The organism is Ruminococcus sp. HUN007 (genome assembly GCF_000712055.1).
In the GTDB taxonomy this organism is placed as follows: Bacteria; Bacillota; Clostridia; order Oscillospirales; family Ruminococcaceae; genus HUN007.
The window spans coordinates 2,908,033-2,927,017 of record NZ_JOOA01000002.1 but is presented as its reverse complement, the minus strand read 5'-3'; the positions used below and the strand labels follow the sequence as shown (position 1 = coordinate 2,927,017).

Below are 18,985 nucleotides of genomic sequence, written 5' to 3'. Positions count from 1 at the left end.
AAAAGGAGATATCATGAAAACACTGAGTTACCCTTTTGACAGTTCGTACATACTGAAGAAGAAGCGTTCAATAAAGAAAGAGCTTCTCGCTTCAGGTACCGGACGCATTAAAAAGAAAATTGCCGTACTCGGCGGCTCAACAACCAACGAAATAGTAAACATTCTTGAGCTTTTCCTGCTCGACCAGGGAATTGAACCGGAATTCTACCAGTCTGAATATGCTCAGTTCTGGCAGGATGCAGTTTTCGGAAACGAAGAACTTTCGTCCTTTGCTCCTGATATCGTATATGTCCACACGACATCACGCAATCTTTCGCTTTATGAATTCAATATGTCCGCTTCAGAAGAGCAGATAAATGAAATGCTCGAAAACCAGTACAGACACTTTGAGGAAGTCTGGACGAACGTAAAGGAAAAGTTTGGCTGTCCGGTTATTCAGAACAACTTCGAGCTTCCGTTTTACCGTATTCTCGGAAACAAGGACGCTTCCGACATACACGGAAAAATAAGCTTTATAAGAAGACTCAACGAAAAATTTGCTGAATACGCACGTAAAAACGAAAACTTCTATATAAATGACATTAACTTCATCTCATCCTGCTACGGACTTGAAAAGTGGCATGATACAAGCGCCTGGTACATGTACAAATACGCCATGAACACACAGGCAATACCGGAATTTGCATATAATCTTTCCAACATAATCAAATCTGTTTTCGGCAAGAACAGAAAAATGCTCATGCTCGACCTTGACAACACCCTCTGGGGCGGCGTTGTAGGTGATCTCGGACAGCAGGGCATCGAGATAGGCCACGAAACAGGTATGGCAGAAGGATATACCGAATTCCAGCGCTACGTAAAGGCTCACAAGCAGCTTGGTGTACTTCTTTCTGTAAATTCCAAGAACGACTACGAAAATGCGATCGACGGTCTTAAGCACCCTGACACGGTGCTTACCCCTGATGACTTTGTAGTGATAAAAGCAAACTGGGACAACAAGGACAGGAACACCGAAGCCATTGCCGAAGAAATATCGATACTTCCGGACAGCTTCGTTTTCGTGGACGACAATCCGGCTGAAAGGAACATCGTTTCAGAACAGATAAGCGGAATTGCAGTTCCTGAAGTAAACAATGTCGAGGACTATATCAAAACCATTGACAGAAACGGTTACTTTGAACTTACTTCATACACCGCTGATGATATAAAACGAAATGAAATGTACCGTGCAAATATTCAGCGTGCAGGTGCGGAAAAGAAATTTTCGGACTACGGTGAATATCTTAAGAGCCTTGAAATGGAAGCGTACATTGACAAGTTCGACGACGTGGCACTCGCCCGTATCACTCAGCTTACCAACAAGAGCAACCAGTTCAATCTTACAACAAAGAGATATACCTTAAACGAAATGGAAGATGTTTTCGCTGACGACCAGTATATCAAAATCTACGGACGTCTTGCTGACAAATTCGGCGACAACGGTATAGTTTCCGTAGTAATAGGCCGGAAAGAAGGAAATGAACTTAACATAGACCTGTGGCTGATGAGCTGCAGAGTATTAAAGCGCGAAATGGAATACGCAATGCTTGACAGACTCGTGGAGATATGCCGCAAAAACGGTATAAGCGTAATAAACGGCTTCTACTACAAGACAGCCAAGAATGCAATGGTAAAAGATCTTTTCACCGACTTCGGCTTTGAAAAGACATCCGAAAACGAAAACGGAGACCGTACATTCAGAATGAACATTGACGGTTATGAAAATAAAAACAAATCAATAAAAGTAAAAGACAACGGAGGATACTAAAATGGAAAAAGAAGCAATACTTAAGAAGCTGAATGAAGTTTTCAGGGAAGTTTTTGATCTTGACGACGTAGTTGTAACCCGTGAAACAGTTGCCGACGACATCGAGGAATGGGACAGCCTTGAACACATCAATCTCATCAGTGCAGTTGAGAGCACTTTTAAGATGAAGTTCAAAATGAAGGAAGTTTCAACAATGAAGAACGTCGGCGAAATGATCGACATCATTGCTGAAAGAACAAAGCTCTGATAAAAAATTCCATATAAAACAGTTCAGCATACCAACCCGCGTATTTACGTGAGCTGGTATGCTGTTTTCATTAGAAAAGGCACCTTCAGCTCACGCTGAAAGTGCCTTTTTGATTGTAAATGAGCTGCCGCTCATTAATTTTGTTTTACATGCGGATGATCATTCATCGCAGTTTTAAGAATTCTGTTATCAGCGGAAAAGATTTCTGAGTCTTCTGCCAATTGCACCAACCAGCCATTCTGTCCAGCTTTCTTCGACTCTTCTGGTTTCCTTTTCTCCGCATTCACAGGTTCTTTCTTCATAACCTCTGTGGAGCCATGATGCGTTCTGTGAAGTCTTCCATTCGCCGAATTTATGTTCGTGAACTGGTTCCGGTTCGACCACTGGTTCCGGTTCAACCACTGGTTCTGGTTCGACTACAGGCTCTGGTTCTACGACTGGTTCTGGTTCAACCACTGGCTCTGGTTCGACTACAGGCTCTGGTTCGACTACAGGCTCTGGTTCGACTACAGGCTCTGGTTCGACTACAGGCTCTGGTTCGATCACCGGTTCCGGTTCAACCACTGGTTCCGGTTCGACTACTGGATCTGGTTCGACTATCGGTTCCGGCGCCTTTTCTGTATACATGATGTAGAACTTAGAATAATACTGTGATTCGAACCAGCCTCTTGTGGCATCGATGATATGAAGTTCAAGTGCTTCGTATTCGCCGTTATGTTCACGAACCACAAAGTAGCTTCTGCCTTCTTCGTAAAGGCCTTCAGGGAGGTTGATATAAACACGAAGCGGTTTCTTAAGCTCTGTAACTCTTCCGGCATCTTCACCGTCGATGAACTTTTCAATTGTTACATCAAGTACAGCTGCAACCTTAGCATTCTTTACCTTTGCTATTTCTTCAGCCTTCTTCTCTTCAGCAACACTGTTGTCTTCATTCATTTCGACAACAAGTTTTTCAATTGCAGTTTCTACTGCAGCGTTTATCTTGTCCGCTTCTTCTGAAGCCTTTACTTCTTCTGCAATATCCTTTACTTCAAGTTTAAGACTGATGTCGCTGCCGTTTTCAACGCTCTCCAGTTCTTCCTTTTCAAGCGGGAATGTTTCGAGAATATCGCTCTTGCTTACTTCGATAGTACCGCCGCATGCATTTTCCTTCGGATCGGTTATGTTCTCGATCTTACCAGATGCATCTTCATCTTCCGGTGTTCCCGGTTCAGTCGGCTTAACTTCGTCATCGTACTTTGTGGCTTCTTTCTCCACCTTGCCGCATACATCGCAGACATGCTGTTTTTCACCGTCGCCATCCGGACCTGCAACAATATTGATGGTCCACTTACCGAACTTATGTTCACCTGTTGCCGCAATCTCCTGCGTTTCAGTTTCATCACAGTCTTTGCATTTTCTTGTCTGAACTCCCTTTTCTGTACATGTTGGCTGCTTTGTTACTACCCAGTCGCCAAACTCATGTCCTGCTGCAGGAACGTCTTCAACGTCCTTTGTCTGCGCACTGAAGAGTTCGTTCTTAAATGTTGCTGTGTATGTTGTTATGCCTTTATTATCACAAGTTGCTGCTGTCTTAACTGCACCTGTGATCACTGCTTCTTCTGTTATTACATGTGTCTTGTCATTCTCACATGTTACTGAAGCTGTGCATGTCTTTCCGTCATCTGACCATGTGTATACAGGTGTTCCGTATCTGTGTCCTGTTGCCGGAAGCTCCTGTGTTTCAGTTTCATCACAGTCTTTGCATTTTCTTGTCTGAACTCCCTTTTCTGTACATGTTGGCTGCTTGCTTACTTCCCAGTCGCCAAACTCATGTCCTGCTGCAGGAACGTCTTCAACGTCCTTTGTCTGCGTACTGAAAAGTTCGTTCTTAAATGTTGCTGTGTATGTTGTTATGCCTTTATTATCACATGTTGCTGCTGCCTTAACTACGCTTGTGATCACCGCTGTTTCAGTTACCACATATGTCTTGTCATTCTCACATGTTACTGAAGCTGTGCATGTCTTTCCGTCATCTGACCATGTGTATACAGGTTCACCGTACCTATGTCCGATTGCCGGGATTTCTCTTGTTTCGAATGTTCCGTCATCATGTGTGCAGTATCTTGTTTCGATACCCTTTTCTTCACAGGTTGCCGGTTTTGTTACTGTCCAGTCACCAAGCTCATGGCCTTCTGCAAGGATAACCTTTGTTTCTTCCTTACCGCAGTATTCGCACTTTCTGCTTTCGCTGCCGTCTTCGTCACAGGTTGCTTCCTTCGTTACTTTCCAGTCACCGAATTTATGTCCTGTAGCCGGAATATCTTCAACATCTTTCGTCTGTGATGTGAACAGTTCATTTTTGAATGCTGCTGTGTATGTTGTAACGCCGGCCTTTTCACATGATGCCGGTGCCTTTATTTCACTTGTCACTTCAACTGTTTCTGTTACTGTAAACTTCTTGTCTGTCTCACAAATAACAGTTGCTGTGCATGTCTTTCCGTCTGCTGACCATGTGTATTCCGGCTTACCATACATGTGGCCTGTTGCTGCAACCGGTCTGGTTTCTTCCTTGCCGCATACAGTACACTTTCTGCTTTCTGTTCCTGCTTCTTCACATGTTGCTTCCTTTGTCACTTTCCATTCTGTAAATGTATGTTCAGCGACATCAGTTTTCTGTGCATCGCATTCGCCTTCGGCAGAAGTGCATTCGCGCCAGTGTTTGCTTTCGTCATAGTTCCACTTATCTGAATAGCTGTGACCGTGTCCTATGGTAAATTCGACAGTTGCTGTACCTGCCTTGTAATTTGCAGTTTCATCAACTGAAGCCTTTACTACATATGTTCCAACAGCAGTCGGAACTGTTTCACTGTATGTACTGTCTTCAGCTCCTTTAGCCTTGTATTCAAATTTTACAGTACCGTTTCCGGCATCACCTGTTACTACCGGATCGTTTGCAGTTTCACCGTTCTTCCAGCCTGCAAGTGTTACTGAAGGTGTGATTGCAGCCTTTGCTATCCTGAAATCTGCCTTTGCTGTACCGCCAAGATAATTAGCAGATTCACCGATAACTGCCGCAACTGTGTATTCACCTGCATCTGTCGGTTCAGCTCCGAGTGCCTTGTCGCTTCCCTTCTTGTAATAGGTTACTTTAGCGCTGAAATCCGTTCCTTCAGGTAAACCTTCGATCTTCGGAACGCCCTGTTTTTCTCCGTATGTCCAGTTTGCTATTGAAACTGTCGGAGCAACAGCAGCCTTTGTTATTTCAACTGTCTGATAGCTGATAACTGTACTGTAGTTAGGCGCAGTAATGCAGTACCAGATCTTATAGGTTCCTGCGTTCTTGTACTTTGGTGATACAGTAATATCTGCTTCTTTAAAGTCAGCTTCTGCAGGTTCAGTATCAGATACAAGATAGTAAACCTTAGCGTCTTCCACATCTGAAGATGCTGCGATGCCATGATCCGTACCGTCGTAAGCGCCTGTATAACCATTCGCTTTGACATTAAATTCTGCAGGTGTTACAGTAAACTTGTCAGAAACAAATTCAATCGCATAGTTGTCACCTGCTGTAAGTGTACCCTGTCCGATCGTATATTCACCGGTATTATCACCCTTTTCACGGGTAAGTGAACCTGTGATCCTGTCTTCACCGACCAGCGTACCTTCAAGTGTATAAGTAAGCGCCGGATCAGCTGTTCCGTAAACTTTACCTGCCTTGTCCGCTGTGATCTTAAGCGGTTTCTTTGCTACAGTAAATTCCTTGCTTGCTGAACCAGCCTCGTAATTTTCAGTTTCAGCTATCGAAGCCTCTACTCTGTATGTTCCTGCTGATGTCGGTACTCCGTCAAGTTTTTCTTCACCCTTGTAATAAGTGTATGTTACTTCACCTTTACCAGGGTTATTTGCTACTGACGGTTCACTGGCTTTTTCGCCATATGTCCAGTTTGCAATTGAAACTTCCGAAGCAATAGCAGCCTTGTTGATCGTGAGATTTGCACCTGTGAAATTGATATTGTAATTATTGCCTGCGGTGAGAGTACCCTGTGTAATCGCATAAGTATCGGCTGTCTCGCCCTCTGCACGAGTAAGTGTGCCTGTGAACGTATCCATACCAAATAATGGATCCGCAATATATGTAAGTGTCGGATCATCCTCGCCGTAGTTCTTGCTCTTAGCAACAGCGGTAACATTGATATTTGCCTTTGCAACATTGACAGTAATGCTCTTTGTCACGGCAGAATAGTTTGCATTCGTTGGTGTGAAGAGCGCATCGAATGTCTGTGCACCTGCATTGCCGACAGATGTTGTCTCAGCGTCCTTCCAACCCCAAGTACCCGAACCGTCCTCGACAGTCGGGAGGTCAACATCGGCAAGGGTATCGCCGTAGGTCGCATTGAGCGTACCAACAGCAGTTGGTGTTGCAGAGATAGCTGTAACTGCAACTGTCAGGTCAGCCGAGTAGTTGTTATAGTTAGCAGTATCTGTAGGTGTAAATGTTGCAGCAAATGTATTATTACCAACATCGCCTACGCTTGTATCGGGAGCGTCCCAAGCCCAGCCGTCGGGGAGCTCTATATCAGACAGCTTCTTGTCGAAAGCAGCTGTCAGATTTGTTGGAGCTTCGGGGGTAGGAGTTGCCTTTGCGATAGAGGCGGTAACGTTCTTCACTGTATCGTCATAGTTGCCGCTGCCCTTGTAGTAAACGGTGTAAGTGCCTGCATTTGTGGCTGTTATGGTATCGCTCCAGTCGTCAGGCTCAACAGTGGCAAAACGCGCTTTCGCATCATTAAGGGTCTTGTCCTTGATGTAGGTGTTGATATAGTCGATAGCTTCCTTAACATCGTCAGACGGCGTAACATCCTGTGCCATTTTCCCTGCAGAGCTTACAGCTTCAGACATTACATTGGCAGGATTCGATTCATAATTCTTATTTAAATAATTAAGGACGCTATAATAATAACTCAGCGCACTGGCAGCACTATAATAATAATTGCCTTCTTCTGAAGATGAAGCATTATTTGCTTTATCGTTAAGAGCACTTATCCACCCGCTGATTTTTGTTTTTTCCGCTGTATAATCCAGCCCAGCCTTCGGCGCTGTCAGTGTGAACTTCGTACCCTCGGGAACTGTACCTGTGATAAGGTTCTGCGCTTCGCCGGTGTAGGTCAGCTCTGCAGGAGTGAGGGTAAGTATACCCTTACCAATTGTCACATTCATGCTCCGGATAGTATCTTTGTAATTCACGCCGTCGCCCTTATACCAGAAGGTATATGTTTTTGCGTCTTTGCCAGCTGGAATTGTTCCGCTCCATTCAGTTTCGTCATCATTGAATTCAGCCGTCAAAGCCTCTATGGTTTTATCCCTGATCGTTTCGTTAATATATTTTATTGCATCACTGGTAGTATCAAATGTGTGTCCGTTATAATCTGAAACATAAGCGTCCATTCGGCTCAATGAATCAAGTGCTGCGTCTAAGAACTCAGAAGCAGAAACGTCACCGTTACCTATAGAATTAATGCACCGGGCATACATATCCAGCACATATTCAGCAAAACTATAATATTGTTCATCAATATAATCTGTAGCCGAATCTTTTGCTTCTTCCATAGCTTCCTTATATTGATACACATCACGCCATTCTTCATTTGTTTTGACAACAATCTCTGGCTGTGTGAGGCTGAACTTCGTACCCTCGGGAACTGTACCTGTGATAAGGTTCTGAGCAGTACCTGTGTACTTGAGACCTTCTGCGGCTGTGAGTTTGAGGTAAGCCTTGCTTATCTTCCAGGTCAGTGCCACATTCTCACCAGCATAATCCTTTATACCGTTGATATGAATAGTGTATGTGCCTGCATTTATAGCGGAGGTTGTGTCGCCCTCGGATTCAACTATCGTGTAGTCCGTATCCTTGACAAGCGTTGTATCGCCGTATTTGAGAACAGGTATCTTTTCTGTGCCATCGTATGTTAAGTCGGCAATAATCACGTTATCGTTGGAGAGTACTGGGAGCGCATATGCTTTTACATCGAAAACATAGGGATCTGTTAATGTTCCGCTGCCGGATGTTACATATACTTTTTCAACAGTTCTATCCTGTCCGCTTACAGTAAAGAGATCATGTGTTAAACAAGTATATTTTCCGTTGCTGTCATATTCACTTAGATTTGTACTAAACACAATCTTGTTACGAGCAGGTTTGCTGGGTTGATTAACGTTAGGTGCTCGATAAGAGAAAGAAGAGATTGTTACCGAGCTGTTGCTCGGCAAAGCCAAAACGTAATCCGATGCATTATTGTAATAATTCTCTTTAATATAAACTGTATTACTGGTATTATTAGATATGGTGTCGCCAACAGAATACTCTGCATTTAATGCAATCGATGTTGTCGCCGCATTAGCCACATTATCTTTGCTACCCATACCCAAAACATTATGGATTCCACTTTCTTTAAAGCAGTCACCTGTACTGATATTTAACGGAATATATTCCGCAACAATAAGTAACGAAAGCAATCCAGCTGCGATGCGTTTCCAAAAATGTTTCTGTTCCATAAAAAATTCCTCCCTTTTAAACCCTTTAATAATACATAAAAGCGTACCCCTCAGGACAGAATCATCCTGCAGAATACGCTTGTATATTTTTATATTCAGTTGTTAAATCGACATAGTTAGCCCTTAGCTGTGCTGTGCTGTGCTGTGCTGTGCTGTGCTGTTAACGCATTATACGTTGTAAACATAACTATGTCAACCCCTTTTTATGCAGATAATGAATTAAAATCTGCGAAATCCCTTTTCATAATTTTCATGGGTATCATCCGTTATGCTTTTACTGTAACCCCTTACCTAGCAGTACGTTGACATCCCATATTCCCTTAAACCTCAAAGTACACTTCCGCATACTTTAAAAAGTATCATACGACTTTTTTCTTTCCCATTAGTCGTATAATATACTTTCAATTATAGTCACAAGCTATTATAAAGTCAACCATTTCTTAATATTTCGTGTATTTGTTCAATGCAATGAGGTTGTGTTTTGTTTAATTTAACGGAGGAAGTCTGCGTTTTAACTAAATAAAACGGCGTTTCCGTTACAGAGCACCGTTTAGCTTTTAATATAAAGCGTGCGCCGGCAGGCGCACTATAGATAGCTGCGGCACGTCATTGACGTGCCGCAACCTTTTATTATAAAATCAGATACATAAATTTACATGACAAATCATAGTAAGGCTTTAATCTTTTGTGAAGTTCGTCTTCATAAGGGTCACTAAGTCTTGAAAAGCCATATCTCTCATGATAAGTATTAATCAAATCTTCATACGGCAGTGCAAAAATATATAACAATTTAACACCTACATTATCTGAAGTTTTACGAACAACAGGCAATATAAAATTATTAAATATTACTGTTCCAAGTCCTTTCAGATCTTTGTGATTACGTACATACTCACTGTTTACCGCAAAATTTGCAAGTTCGATTCCAGGCAATGTATCAAACACTTTCTTTAGTTTAACTTCGCCAGTTTCGCTATCCATAATTTTCTCAAAACGTTCATTAAGAGATATAAGTCCTGCTTTTAATGAAAAATAACCTGCCACTTCAGACGAAATTTTATCTCTGACAATATAAGTACGCATTATTCCGTTTTCTTCTTCAGTCAATGCATAATTCTGAAGATATTCAAGCAATCCGGAGCCTTCGTCCCTGTCTATACTAAATTTCATGATATCTTTTTCATCATTTTCAGAAGCCCCAAGATGATTGCAGTAAAATAATTCACTTTGCAGAAGTCCTTTTAGCATCTTCTGCCTCCCTTACTCTAACCATCTCTCTTTCAAGCTTCATTGATTCTTCCTGCATTTTCATATAATCGGGTTTCGGAGTATTGAGAATCTGCTCAAAAATGCCGATTCCCAGTTCAGACGGTAAATTTGTCATATTCGGTTTTCCGTACTTTGCTGTATATGCCATACGATCTCCTCCTTATATAGTTCTTTTCCTGCATCGCTCAGTGCTTTTTCTTTATTTGTATTATATCATTTTTTCAGTTCGTTTTCAAGGAAAAACGGCACTCTTTACATGAGCGCCGTCTAGCTTTTGTAAATATGAAGCGTGCGCCGGCAGGCGCACTATACATAGCTGCGGCACGTCATTGACGTGCCGCAACCTTTTTATTCACCTATAAGCACACGGCTTCCTTCGAATGCAAAGCCGTACTTGCGAATCTTCTCTTTCTTAACGCCTTTATCGAGCAGTACCTGCTCGTACTTCTTATCCTCTATCTGCTTCAGTGCAGCAGCAACGGTATCTTCAAGATCGTTTTCGCCTTTTCTTTTGTTGATAACCTTGAATTCGAATATCATCGCATCATCTTTTTCCTTATCCAGCGGTTCAAGAAGTACATCGTATCTTCCGAATCCGCTTTCACGGTTGGATGTTACTGCATATCTTTCACGAAGGTCAACCAGAAGTCCGAGAACAAAGCCGTGATAAAAACGCTCCGGTTCCGCCTCTTCTGACGGCTTCTTTCCTGTATCGAATGAGCTGAACATCGATACTGTCAGGTCATTCATGAATTTATTCATGTAGTCAAGGTCATTCTGAAGAAGCGCTTTGATAAAATTACTGTAGCTGTTTCCTTTCCTGAACCACTTTGAAATAAGACCGCGGAACATTTTCACTGTTTCATAATTTACTATTTTCAGTTCATATTCTTCATCATCGCGTGATTCGATTTTCAGGTATCCGCTCATCGTAAGCAGGCTCCAGGCAGAATTATCATCTGCGCTAAGATCGCTGTACACAAGCTCTTCATTTATCTGCTTTGTCACTGTTCCGCCGCAGAGAAGATGCTCAAAATCACTTTTCATTTCCGCATCGCCTTCGCGCAGAAGGTCACTTACAAGTTTATTGGAACTGGTATTTGCCCAGTAAGGTGATAATATTTTCTTGCCAAGGAAATTAGTCACTGACCACGGATTATAAATGTCCTTAAGATCACCGATGGTAAATCCGTCGTACCAGTATTTCACTTCATCCTTATTGGTAAGGCCATATTCGTCCATCGCAGCAAATACTTCTTCTTCAGTAAACCCGAAGTATTCCTGATATTTTACTGCTGAAAGTGTACATATCTCTATATTATTGAAATCTGAAAACAGGGATTCCTTACTTACTCTTGTTATTCCTGTAAGCACACTGCGGTACATGTACGGATTGCTTTTGAATGTTGTATTGAAAAATGTCCGCATAAACGCAGCTGTTTCATCCCAGTATTTCTTCACATAGGATTCGACCATCGGCGTATCATATTCATCAAGAAGTATTATTACTTTCTTTCCGTAATGGATAGACAACAACTCAGAAAGAAACGCTATGCTCTGCTTCAGTATTGTTGTATTAACTTTTTTATCAGGGGTATCCGGTTCGGCAACCATCGTTTTGATCATCGTTCTGTTAAAAAGATTAAATTTTTCTTTTTTGGCATCTGAGATCTTATCACTGTAATTTATAAACTCTTCATAACGTGAATATACCGACTGCATTTCTGCATTCATCTGTTCAAGAAAATCCTTATAATCAATACCTTTTATCGCTGCCATTGTAACGAAGATAACCGGCTGACTTCCCTGCAATTCTCTCATTTCTGTATCTTTCCAGACATTCAATCCTTCAAAAAGATCTGCTCTTCCCGCATACTCCGGACTGAAGAAACATTCGAGCATACTCATGTTCAGTGTTTTGCCAAAACGGCGCGGACGAGTGATGAGAGTGACTTCATCATCTGCATTCCACCAGTCGCTTATAAACTCTGTTTTATCTACAAAAAAACTACCGCGTTCTCTGAGTTTGCTGAAACTCTGCACTCCGGTTCCTATTTTTCGTGGCATGTTATCTGCTCCTTTCCCGTTGTTTTCTTTCATTTATTAGTATACTGTATTTGTTCATTTTTAGCAATAGTAAAAACGGAAACGACACTCTTTACATGAACACCGTTTAGCTTTTGAAATATGAAGCGTGCGCTTTTGGCGCACTATCAATAATCCCGGCACGTCGTAAGAAGGGGCGGAACCATTTTACAGTATGTCAAGAAGATCGCTGAACTTTTCAATAGAATAATCGTACTTCTTTACATTTCCGAAGCCGTAGGATGCGTAGATGAACGGGATGCCGGCAACTGCGGCTGAATCGGCATCGCCCTGGGTGTCACCTACGTAAACCGCGCTTTTAAGGCCGTTTCTTTCAATCACGAGTTTGTTGTTCTCGCCCTTGGAAAGACCGGTGTTTTCGAAGCACTCGATGTCGGTGAAATACTTTCCTGTGCCGTGCGCCTCAAAGAAGCTTTCGATGTATCCGTTCTGGCAGTTGCTTACGACAAACAGTTTATACTTTCCCGAGAGCTTTGCAAGTGTTTTTTCAAGATCCGGATAGAGTATTCCACCGTGTTCAGCAAGATATTCATTTTCAAGATCACCGCACTTTTTAAGAAGTTCCGCCTGTTTCTTTTCGTCACAGTCAGGAAAAAGTCTGCGGCCTATCTCATCCATCGGAAGGCCCATTGTTGCATAGAGCTTTTCAGGTGTTATACGGTAAGTTATTTCCAGATAACTTTCCAGCACCTGGTTCCATGTTGCACATACACCTTCAGTAGAATTCCACATTGTCCCGTCAAGATCAAATATTATTCCGTCAAATTTCATACAATTTATTCCTTTCGTCATATATAAGCCTCTGCAGTCAGCACTGATAATTCTTTTATCAACGTTATTATACCATGTTTTCATCCTTTTTTTAACGCTTTTCAAAAATAAATATCTCAATTGTCTGTTGTGCACAAATTCGTCTTATTTACGACTGTAAATTTGCACATGACAATTTCGTGAAAATTATTAAAGTCCCTTTTAAATCAACAGGCAATATGGTATAATATTTATGTATGATTTAGAAATAATGACTTATCAGAGGAGTAATTGATATGGATGAGATGCAGTTATACACACTATGGACTCAGAAAGCAACTGAAGATAAGGACCTCATAGAAGAACTTGCTTCAATAAAGGATGACTCTGATGCCATAAAAGACAGATTCTACAGAAACCTCGAATTCGGAACGGGCGGACTCAGAGGTACTATCGGTGCAGGTACATACCGTATGAACATCTACACCGTACGCCGTGCAACACAGGGACTTGCTGACTATGTAAACGGCTCATACAAAAACGGAAGCGTTGCTATCTCCTATGACAGCAGAATCAAGTCTGACGTTTTTGCAAAGGCTGCTGCAGGCGTTCTTGCTGCCAACGGTATCAAGGCATATATCTATAAGGAACTTATGCCGACACCTTGCCTTTCATTTGCAGTACGTGCTCTCGGATGCAGTGCTGGTATCATGGTAACTGCCAGCCACAACCCTGCAAAGTACAACGGATACAAGGCTTACGGCGCAGACGGATGCCAGATCACACTTGACGTGGCAAACATCGTTATTAACAAGATCAACAGCGTTGACATGTTTGAAGGTCCGAAATACATCTCATTCGAAGAAGGACTTGCAAACGGCATGATAAGCTACATCGGCGACGAAGTTATCGAAGATTACTACAAAAACGTTCTCGCTCAGGGAATCCACACTGACCTCGTAAAGGACAGCGGACTCAAGGTAGTTTACACACCGCTCAACGGTACAGGCAACAAGCCGGTAAGAACTATTCTCGACAGAATAGGCGTAAAGGACGTTACAGTTGTTCCTGAACAGGAAAATCCTGACGGAAACTTCACAACATGCCCTTACCCGAACCCTGAGATCAGAGAAGCTCTTGAACTCGGTCTTAAGCTTTCAAAGGAAGTAAAGCCTGACCTTCTTCTCGCAACAGACCCTGATGCTGACCGTGTTGGTATCGCAGTATCATCAGGTGACGACGTAGTTCTCTTCTCAGGAAACGAAGTCGGCGCAATGCTTCTCGAATATATATGCGAAGAAAGAACAAAGCTCGGAACAATGCCGAAAAATCCGATAGCTGTAAAGACTATCGTTACAACAAAGATCGCTGCTGCGATTGCAAAGAACTACGGTGTTGAACTCATCGACGTTCTCACAGGCTTCAAGTTCATCGGCGAACAGATCGGTTTCCTTGAAGAAAAGGGTGAGGAAGACAGATACATCTTCGGTTTCGAGGAAAGCTACGGCTACCTTGCAGGTACATACGTAAGAGACAAGGATGCTGTCGTTGCTTCAATGCTCATCTGCGAAATGGCTGCTTACTACAGAACCAAAGGCATGACACTTATCGAAGCAAGAGACAGAATGTATCAGAAGTACGGTGTTTACAAGCACATGCTCGGAAGCTTCACATGTGAAGGTATCACAGGTATGGAAAGAATGAAGGAGATCATGACTTCACTCCGTACAAACCCTCCGAAGTCAGTCGGCGGACTTTCACTGGTTGAATTCTCTGACTACGCTGCAAGCGTTACAAAGAATATCAAAACAGGTGCAGAAACAGCTATCACACTTCCTAAGTCAGATGTTCTTGTTTTCGCTCTTGAAAACGAAGCAACAATAATTATCAGACCTTCAGGCACAGAGCCTAAGATCAAGGTTTACTATACAACAACAGGCAAGACACAGGAAGAAGCAACAGCTTTATATGAAAAGCTCGATGCTGAATTCAGAACTATCCTCGGATTCTGATAAAAAAAGTATTGACTTTTATTCCGCGATATGTTATAATAATTTTTACAAGTGAATTATCGATAGTACTACTGTCTAAAGTAACTGATGGGCTACTATGTTAATCATAATAGTTTATTGCAAAGAGGTGACACTACTAATGAAAAAGGATATCCATCCAAGCTTTGAAAAGGCTACGATCACATGCGCTTGTGGTAACGTACTCGAAACACGTTCTACAAAGGGCGATCTTAAGGTTGAAATCTGCTCAAAATGCCATCCTTTCTTTACAGGTAAGCAGAAGCTTGTTGATACAGGCGGACGTGTAGACAGATTCAAGAAGCGTTTCGGCAAGAACTAAGTTCCGGAGAAACAAGGGTGACTTTATATTTTATAGAGTCGCCCGTTTTTATTTACAAGGACAAAGACGGTGTAATCAAATGGGCTACAGAACAATCAAAAAACCAGACAGCATAACATTTACTGAACGTCGTTCTGAATTCATAGCGTATCTTTGCCCTGTTCATACAAACGACGAAGCAGTCGCTTTTATAAATGAAATAAAATCTCTTCACAGAAAAGCTACCCACAACGTGTACGCATACATTCTCCGCGACAACAACATAACTAGATATTCTGACGACGGAGAACCCCAGGGAACAGCCGGTGTACCTGTACTTGACATTCTTCAGAAGAATGAACTTACTGACGTATGCTGTGTTGTGACACGTTATTTCGGCGGTATTCTTCTGGGAGGCGGCGGTCTTGTACGCGCCTACTCCACATCAGCAAAACTTGCTGTCGAAAACGCTGAGATAATGGACATGTGCGAATGCTACAGGATCTCATTTTTAATGGACTACAACCTGTACAGCAAGGTAGCCTATATTCTGCCGCAGTATGAAGTAAAAGAACTGTCATCAAAGTTCGAGGACAGCATCTCTCTTGAGCTTCTCGTAAAGGAAGAGCATTTTGAACCTCTTAAAGCCAAACTTACCGATGTGTCAAACGGTAAGATCGAGATTGAAGAATCCGAAAAGCTTTTCGAGGATTTTTCATAACGCACGATCGTCCGGAGGGCTAAAATGGCATTATCTGAAGACTTTCTTTATCAGCTGAGACTCGGTAATCCGATAGAAGATGTATTCAGCTCCTATACCTCCCTTAAAAAGCACGGATCAACTTCCAAGTGTCTGTGCCCGTTCCATTCGGAAAAAACTCCTTCCTGCACTGTTTACAGTGACACGCAGAGTTTTTACTGTTTCGGATGCGGAGCCGGAGGAGACGTTATTTCATTTATAAAAAGAATTGAAAACCTGAGCTACATTGAAGCAGTACGTTTCCTTGCTGAACGCGCCGGTATAACCATGCCGGAAAACGACAGCAGAAACGATGAATATGCAAGAAAAAAAGCAAGGACCTACGAGATAAACCGCGAAGCTGCAAAGTTCTTCTTCCGGTATCTCCTTTCCGGCCCTGACAAACGCGGTCTTGAATATTTTAAGGACAGAAAGCTCACCCCTCAAACAATAAAAAAATACGGTCTGGGATATGCTCCTGATGAATGGCACGCACTCCGCGACCATTTAAGGTCGCTGGGCTACCGTGACGAGGAAATGATCACTGCAGATGTATGCAAGTACTCTGACAAAGGTGCCTACGACAACTTCAGAGGCAGAGTTATGTTTCCTATCATCGATCTGCGCGGCAACGTAATTGCCTTCGGAGGACGTATAATAGGTGATAAAAAAGGACCGAAGTATGTGAACACTGCAGACACACCGGTCTTCAAGAAAAGCAGAAATCTTTTCTCGCTCAATCATGCCAAGAATTCACCTGCCAAAAGACTTATTCTTGCAGAAGGCTATATGGATGTTATTTCCATTAACCAGGCAGGTTTTGAAAACGTAGTAGCCACACTCGGCACTGCCCTCACGCCTGAGCAGGCACGGCTTATGTCTCAGTACGCTTCCGAGATAATTATTTCCTATGACTCGGACGAAGCCGGACAGACCGCCACAAGAAGAGCGATAAATCTTCTTTCTGCCGCAGGGCTGACCACCAGAATTTTAAAAATACCTGATGCAAAGGATCCTGATGAATACATCAAGAAATTCGGCAGCACGCGTTTCAGACTCCTGCTTGACGGAGCTGATGACGCTGTAAACTTTGAACTTGAACGATGCAAAGCAGGACTTGACCTTAGCGCAGAAAATGATAAATACACTTATCTAAAAAAAGCAGTCAGCGTTCTGGCGTCGCTTGAAGATGCGCTTCAGCGTGACGTATACATTTCCCGTGTATCACGCGATGCCGGTATCAATATAAACGTTCTTAACGAACAGGTATCGCATGCCGTCAGCTCGCGGAAGAATATAAAGCAGAAGCTGGAATGGGAATCAACAAAACGCAGCCTGACAAAAAAGGATGATATAAATCCCGAAGCTTCACAATTCTCAAACCAGAGCAAAGCTGAAGAGTTCATTATACTCTACCTTATCAAAAACCCGGACAGGCTTGATGATATCGCTTCGAAGATAAAGCCCGAAGAATTCGTTACTGAATTCAACAGACGTGTTTATCTTGCAGTTGCTGACGCAGTCAGAAATTCTTCAGAGTTTTCACTTTCACTTTTATCCGAATCTTTCAGCGATGCTGAGATCGGTAAAATAAGCGGGATAACAGCCCGGAACCGGGAGATCACGATCAGTGAAAACACTCTTAACGACTGCATAAATGTTTTAAAAAAATTCGACAGAAACTCCGTGTTCGCAAAGGATTCGGTGATCTCAGACGACGATCTTCGTTCCCTTCAGAAACACAGAGAAATATAAAATACAGGAGGAACTTAATATGGCAAGTGAAAAAAAGACAATTGAAAGCTTACTTGAACAGGGTAAAGCTACCGGCAAACTCACGACCAAAGAAATTACTGATGTTCTTGAGGAGACCGACTTTGATGTCGATCAGATGGATTCTTTTTATGAAACATGTGCCAACCTCAACATTGAAATTGTAGAGGATTTTTCTCCTGACACAGATCTGAAAATAGGACTTGACTCAGGACTCAATGATGACCTCGAAATGGCTCTTTCAACTGAAGGCATTGCGATCGATGACCCTGTAAAGATCTACCTTAAGGAAATCGGCCGTGTACCTCTCCTTTCAGCAGAAGAAGAGATCGAACTTGCAGAAAGAATGGCAAAAGGTGATCCTTATGCAAGAAAGCGTCTTTCTGAAGCAAACCTCCGTCTTGTTGTAAGTATCGCAAAGCGTTACGGCGGACGCGGAATGCAGTTCCTTGATCTCATTCAGGAAGGTAACTTAGGCCTTATAAAGGCAGTTGAAAAGTTTGACCACACAAAGGGATTCAAATTCTCGACATATGCTACATGGTGGATCAGACAGGCTATCACAAGAGCGATTGCTGATCAGGCAAGAACTATCAGAATTCCTGTTCACATGGTTGAAACCATCACAAAGGTAAAGAAGATATCAAGCCAGCTTCTTCACGAAAACGGACATGATCCGACGGCTGAAGAAATTGCTGAAAAGCTCGAAATGCCTGTGGAAAAGGTACGTGAGATCATGCGTATAGCACAGGATCCTGTATCACTTGAAACACCTATCGGTGAAGAGGAAGACAGCCACCTCGGTGACTTCATTCCTGACGACGATGCTCCTGCACCGGCAGAAGCTGCCTCCCTTGTACTTCTCAAGGAACAGCTTAATGAAGTACTCAACACTCTTACAGACCGTGAAGCAAAGGTTTTAAGACTTCGTTTCGGTCTTGAAGACGGACGTTCACGTACACTCGAAGAAGTAGGAAAGGAATTTGAAGTAACAAGAGAACGTATCAGACAGATCGAAGCCAAAGCGTTAAGAAAGCTTCGTCATCCAAGCAGAAGCAAGAAGGTAAAGGACTTCCTCGACTGATAATAGATAATATACTTAAAACTCAGACTGTCCGCAACGGTGCTCCGAAAGCGCCGTCTGCGGACATTTCTTTACACAAAAATAAAGAGACCCTGGATTATTTCACCGGATCTCTTTTATTTTTTATTCAATTGTAAATTCATATTTTCACCTGAACTTTTAAGTGTAATGTACGGATCCTGCTGCCCGGACATTTCTGTTCATGTTAAGCTTTGAATTTCTGGCGGACTCATCCTTTCTGAAGTCTGATCATTCTCCTGACAGTGAAGTAATTAAAAACCATACACATCACTCTTTCCGGATTAATCTATATAAACTCCCCTTTTTCAAGGGACCGCCTACTCG

The 18,985-nt window shown here is 42.5% G+C and carries 12 protein-coding genes; 7 read left to right on the top strand and 5 right to left on the bottom strand.

Translation table 11 applies throughout. The annotated features are described in order from the left end of the window. Positions 1-13: 13 nt before the first annotated feature. On the top strand, positions 14-1,807 hold the full coding sequence (locus tag CC97_RS16790) for an HAD-IIIC family phosphatase (protein ID WP_044976444.1): 1,794 nt from the start codon (positions 14-16) through the stop codon (positions 1,805-1,807). A gap of 1 nt (position 1,808) precedes the next feature. Continuing rightward, positions 1,809-2,054 carry an acyl carrier protein gene (locus tag CC97_RS16785; protein ID WP_044976427.1) on the top strand — a complete coding sequence of 82 codons (246 nt, stop codon included), beginning with the start codon at positions 1,809-1,811 and terminating at the stop codon, positions 2,052-2,054. Between the two features lie 189 nt (positions 2,055-2,243). On the opposite strand, the gene CC97_RS16780 is transcribed toward CC97_RS16785, so the two are convergent. The 5 genes from CC97_RS16780 to CC97_RS16760 all read right to left on the bottom strand — a co-directional run bounded on the left by CC97_RS16780 (position 2,244) and on the right by CC97_RS16760 (position 12,734). Beyond that, entirely contained in the window at positions 2,244-8,588 is a 6,345-nt protein-coding gene (locus tag CC97_RS16780; RefSeq protein ID WP_156036957.1) for an MBG domain-containing protein, read from the bottom strand. A 630-nt stretch (positions 8,589-9,218) separates the two neighbouring features. Next, a complete protein-coding gene (locus CC97_RS16775) occupies positions 9,219-9,836 on the bottom strand; it encodes a hypothetical protein (RefSeq protein ID WP_049962995.1) in 618 nt (205 codons plus the stop codon). Then, on the bottom strand, positions 9,811-10,005 hold the full coding sequence (locus CC97_RS16770) for a hypothetical protein (protein WP_044976423.1): 195 nt from the start codon (positions 10,003-10,005) through the stop codon (positions 9,811-9,813). The genes CC97_RS16775 and CC97_RS16770 overlap by 26 nt, the downstream gene beginning before the upstream one ends. A 200-nt stretch (positions 10,006-10,205) precedes the next feature. After that, complete coding sequence (locus CC97_RS16765; RefSeq protein WP_044976421.1) at positions 10,206-11,924, bottom strand: AAA family ATPase; 1,719 nt, start codon at positions 11,922-11,924, stop codon at positions 10,206-10,208. A gap of 186 nt (positions 11,925-12,110) precedes the next feature. Next, complete coding sequence (locus CC97_RS16760; RefSeq protein ID WP_044976419.1) at positions 12,111-12,734, bottom strand: HAD family hydrolase; 624 nt, start codon at positions 12,732-12,734, stop codon at positions 12,111-12,113. Between the two features lie 275 nt (positions 12,735-13,009). Between CC97_RS16760 and CC97_RS16755 the strand changes: the two genes are divergently transcribed. From CC97_RS16755 to rpoD, 5 genes are all read left to right on the top strand, one after another. Continuing rightward, complete coding sequence (locus tag CC97_RS16755; RefSeq protein WP_044976418.1) at positions 13,010-14,725, top strand: phospho-sugar mutase; 1,716 nt, start codon at positions 13,010-13,012, stop codon at positions 14,723-14,725. 139 nt (positions 14,726-14,864) lie between these two features. Next, a complete protein-coding gene (gene rpmE / locus CC97_RS16750) occupies positions 14,865-15,065 on the top strand; it encodes a 50S ribosomal protein L31 (RefSeq protein ID WP_044976417.1) in 201 nt (66 codons plus the stop codon). Between the two features lie 79 nt (positions 15,066-15,144). Next, entirely contained in the window at positions 15,145-15,765 is a 621-nt protein-coding gene (locus tag CC97_RS16745) for a YigZ family protein (RefSeq protein ID WP_044976415.1), read from the top strand. A gap of 24 nt (positions 15,766-15,789) precedes the next feature. Beyond that, positions 15,790-17,538 carry a DNA primase gene (dnaG, locus tag CC97_RS16740; protein WP_044976413.1) on the top strand — a complete coding sequence of 583 codons (1,749 nt, stop codon included), beginning with the start codon at positions 15,790-15,792 and terminating at the stop codon, positions 17,536-17,538. A gap of 19 nt (positions 17,539-17,557) precedes the next feature. Beyond that, positions 17,558-18,640, top strand: a complete 1,083-nt coding sequence (gene rpoD / locus CC97_RS16735; RefSeq protein WP_044976411.1) for an RNA polymerase sigma factor RpoD — start codon at positions 17,558-17,560, stop codon at positions 18,638-18,640. The last annotated feature ends 345 nt before the right edge of the window (positions 18,641-18,985 follow it).

Coding starts and splice junctions, on each gene's coding strand:
- CC97_RS16790 (WP_044976444.1), top strand. CDS start 14: ATGAAAACACTGAGTTACCCTTTTGACAGTTCGTACATACTGAAGAAG.
- CC97_RS16785 (WP_044976427.1), top strand. CDS start 1,809: ATGGAAAAAGAAGCAATACTTAAGAAGCTGAATGAAGTTTTCAGGGAA.
- CC97_RS16780 (WP_156036957.1), bottom strand. CDS start 8,588: ATGGAACAGAAACATTTTTGGAAACGCATCGCAGCTGGATTGCTTTCG.
- CC97_RS16775 (WP_049962995.1), bottom strand. CDS start 9,836: ATGCTAAAAGGACTTCTGCAAAGTGAATTATTTTACTGCAATCATCTT.
- CC97_RS16770 (WP_044976423.1), bottom strand. CDS start 10,005: ATGGCATATACAGCAAAGTACGGAAAACCGAATATGACAAATTTACCG.
- CC97_RS16765 (WP_044976421.1), bottom strand. CDS start 11,924: ATGCCACGAAAAATAGGAACCGGAGTGCAGAGTTTCAGCAAACTCAGA.
- CC97_RS16760 (WP_044976419.1), bottom strand. CDS start 12,734: ATGAAATTTGACGGAATAATATTTGATCTTGACGGGACAATGTGGAAT.
- CC97_RS16755 (WP_044976418.1), top strand. CDS start 13,010: ATGGATGAGATGCAGTTATACACACTATGGACTCAGAAAGCAACTGAA.
- rpmE (WP_044976417.1), top strand. CDS start 14,865: ATGAAAAAGGATATCCATCCAAGCTTTGAAAAGGCTACGATCACATGC.
- CC97_RS16745 (WP_044976415.1), top strand. CDS start 15,145: ATGGGCTACAGAACAATCAAAAAACCAGACAGCATAACATTTACTGAA.
- dnaG (WP_044976413.1), top strand. CDS start 15,790: ATGGCATTATCTGAAGACTTTCTTTATCAGCTGAGACTCGGTAATCCG.
- rpoD (WP_044976411.1), top strand. CDS start 17,558: ATGGCAAGTGAAAAAAAGACAATTGAAAGCTTACTTGAACAGGGTAAA.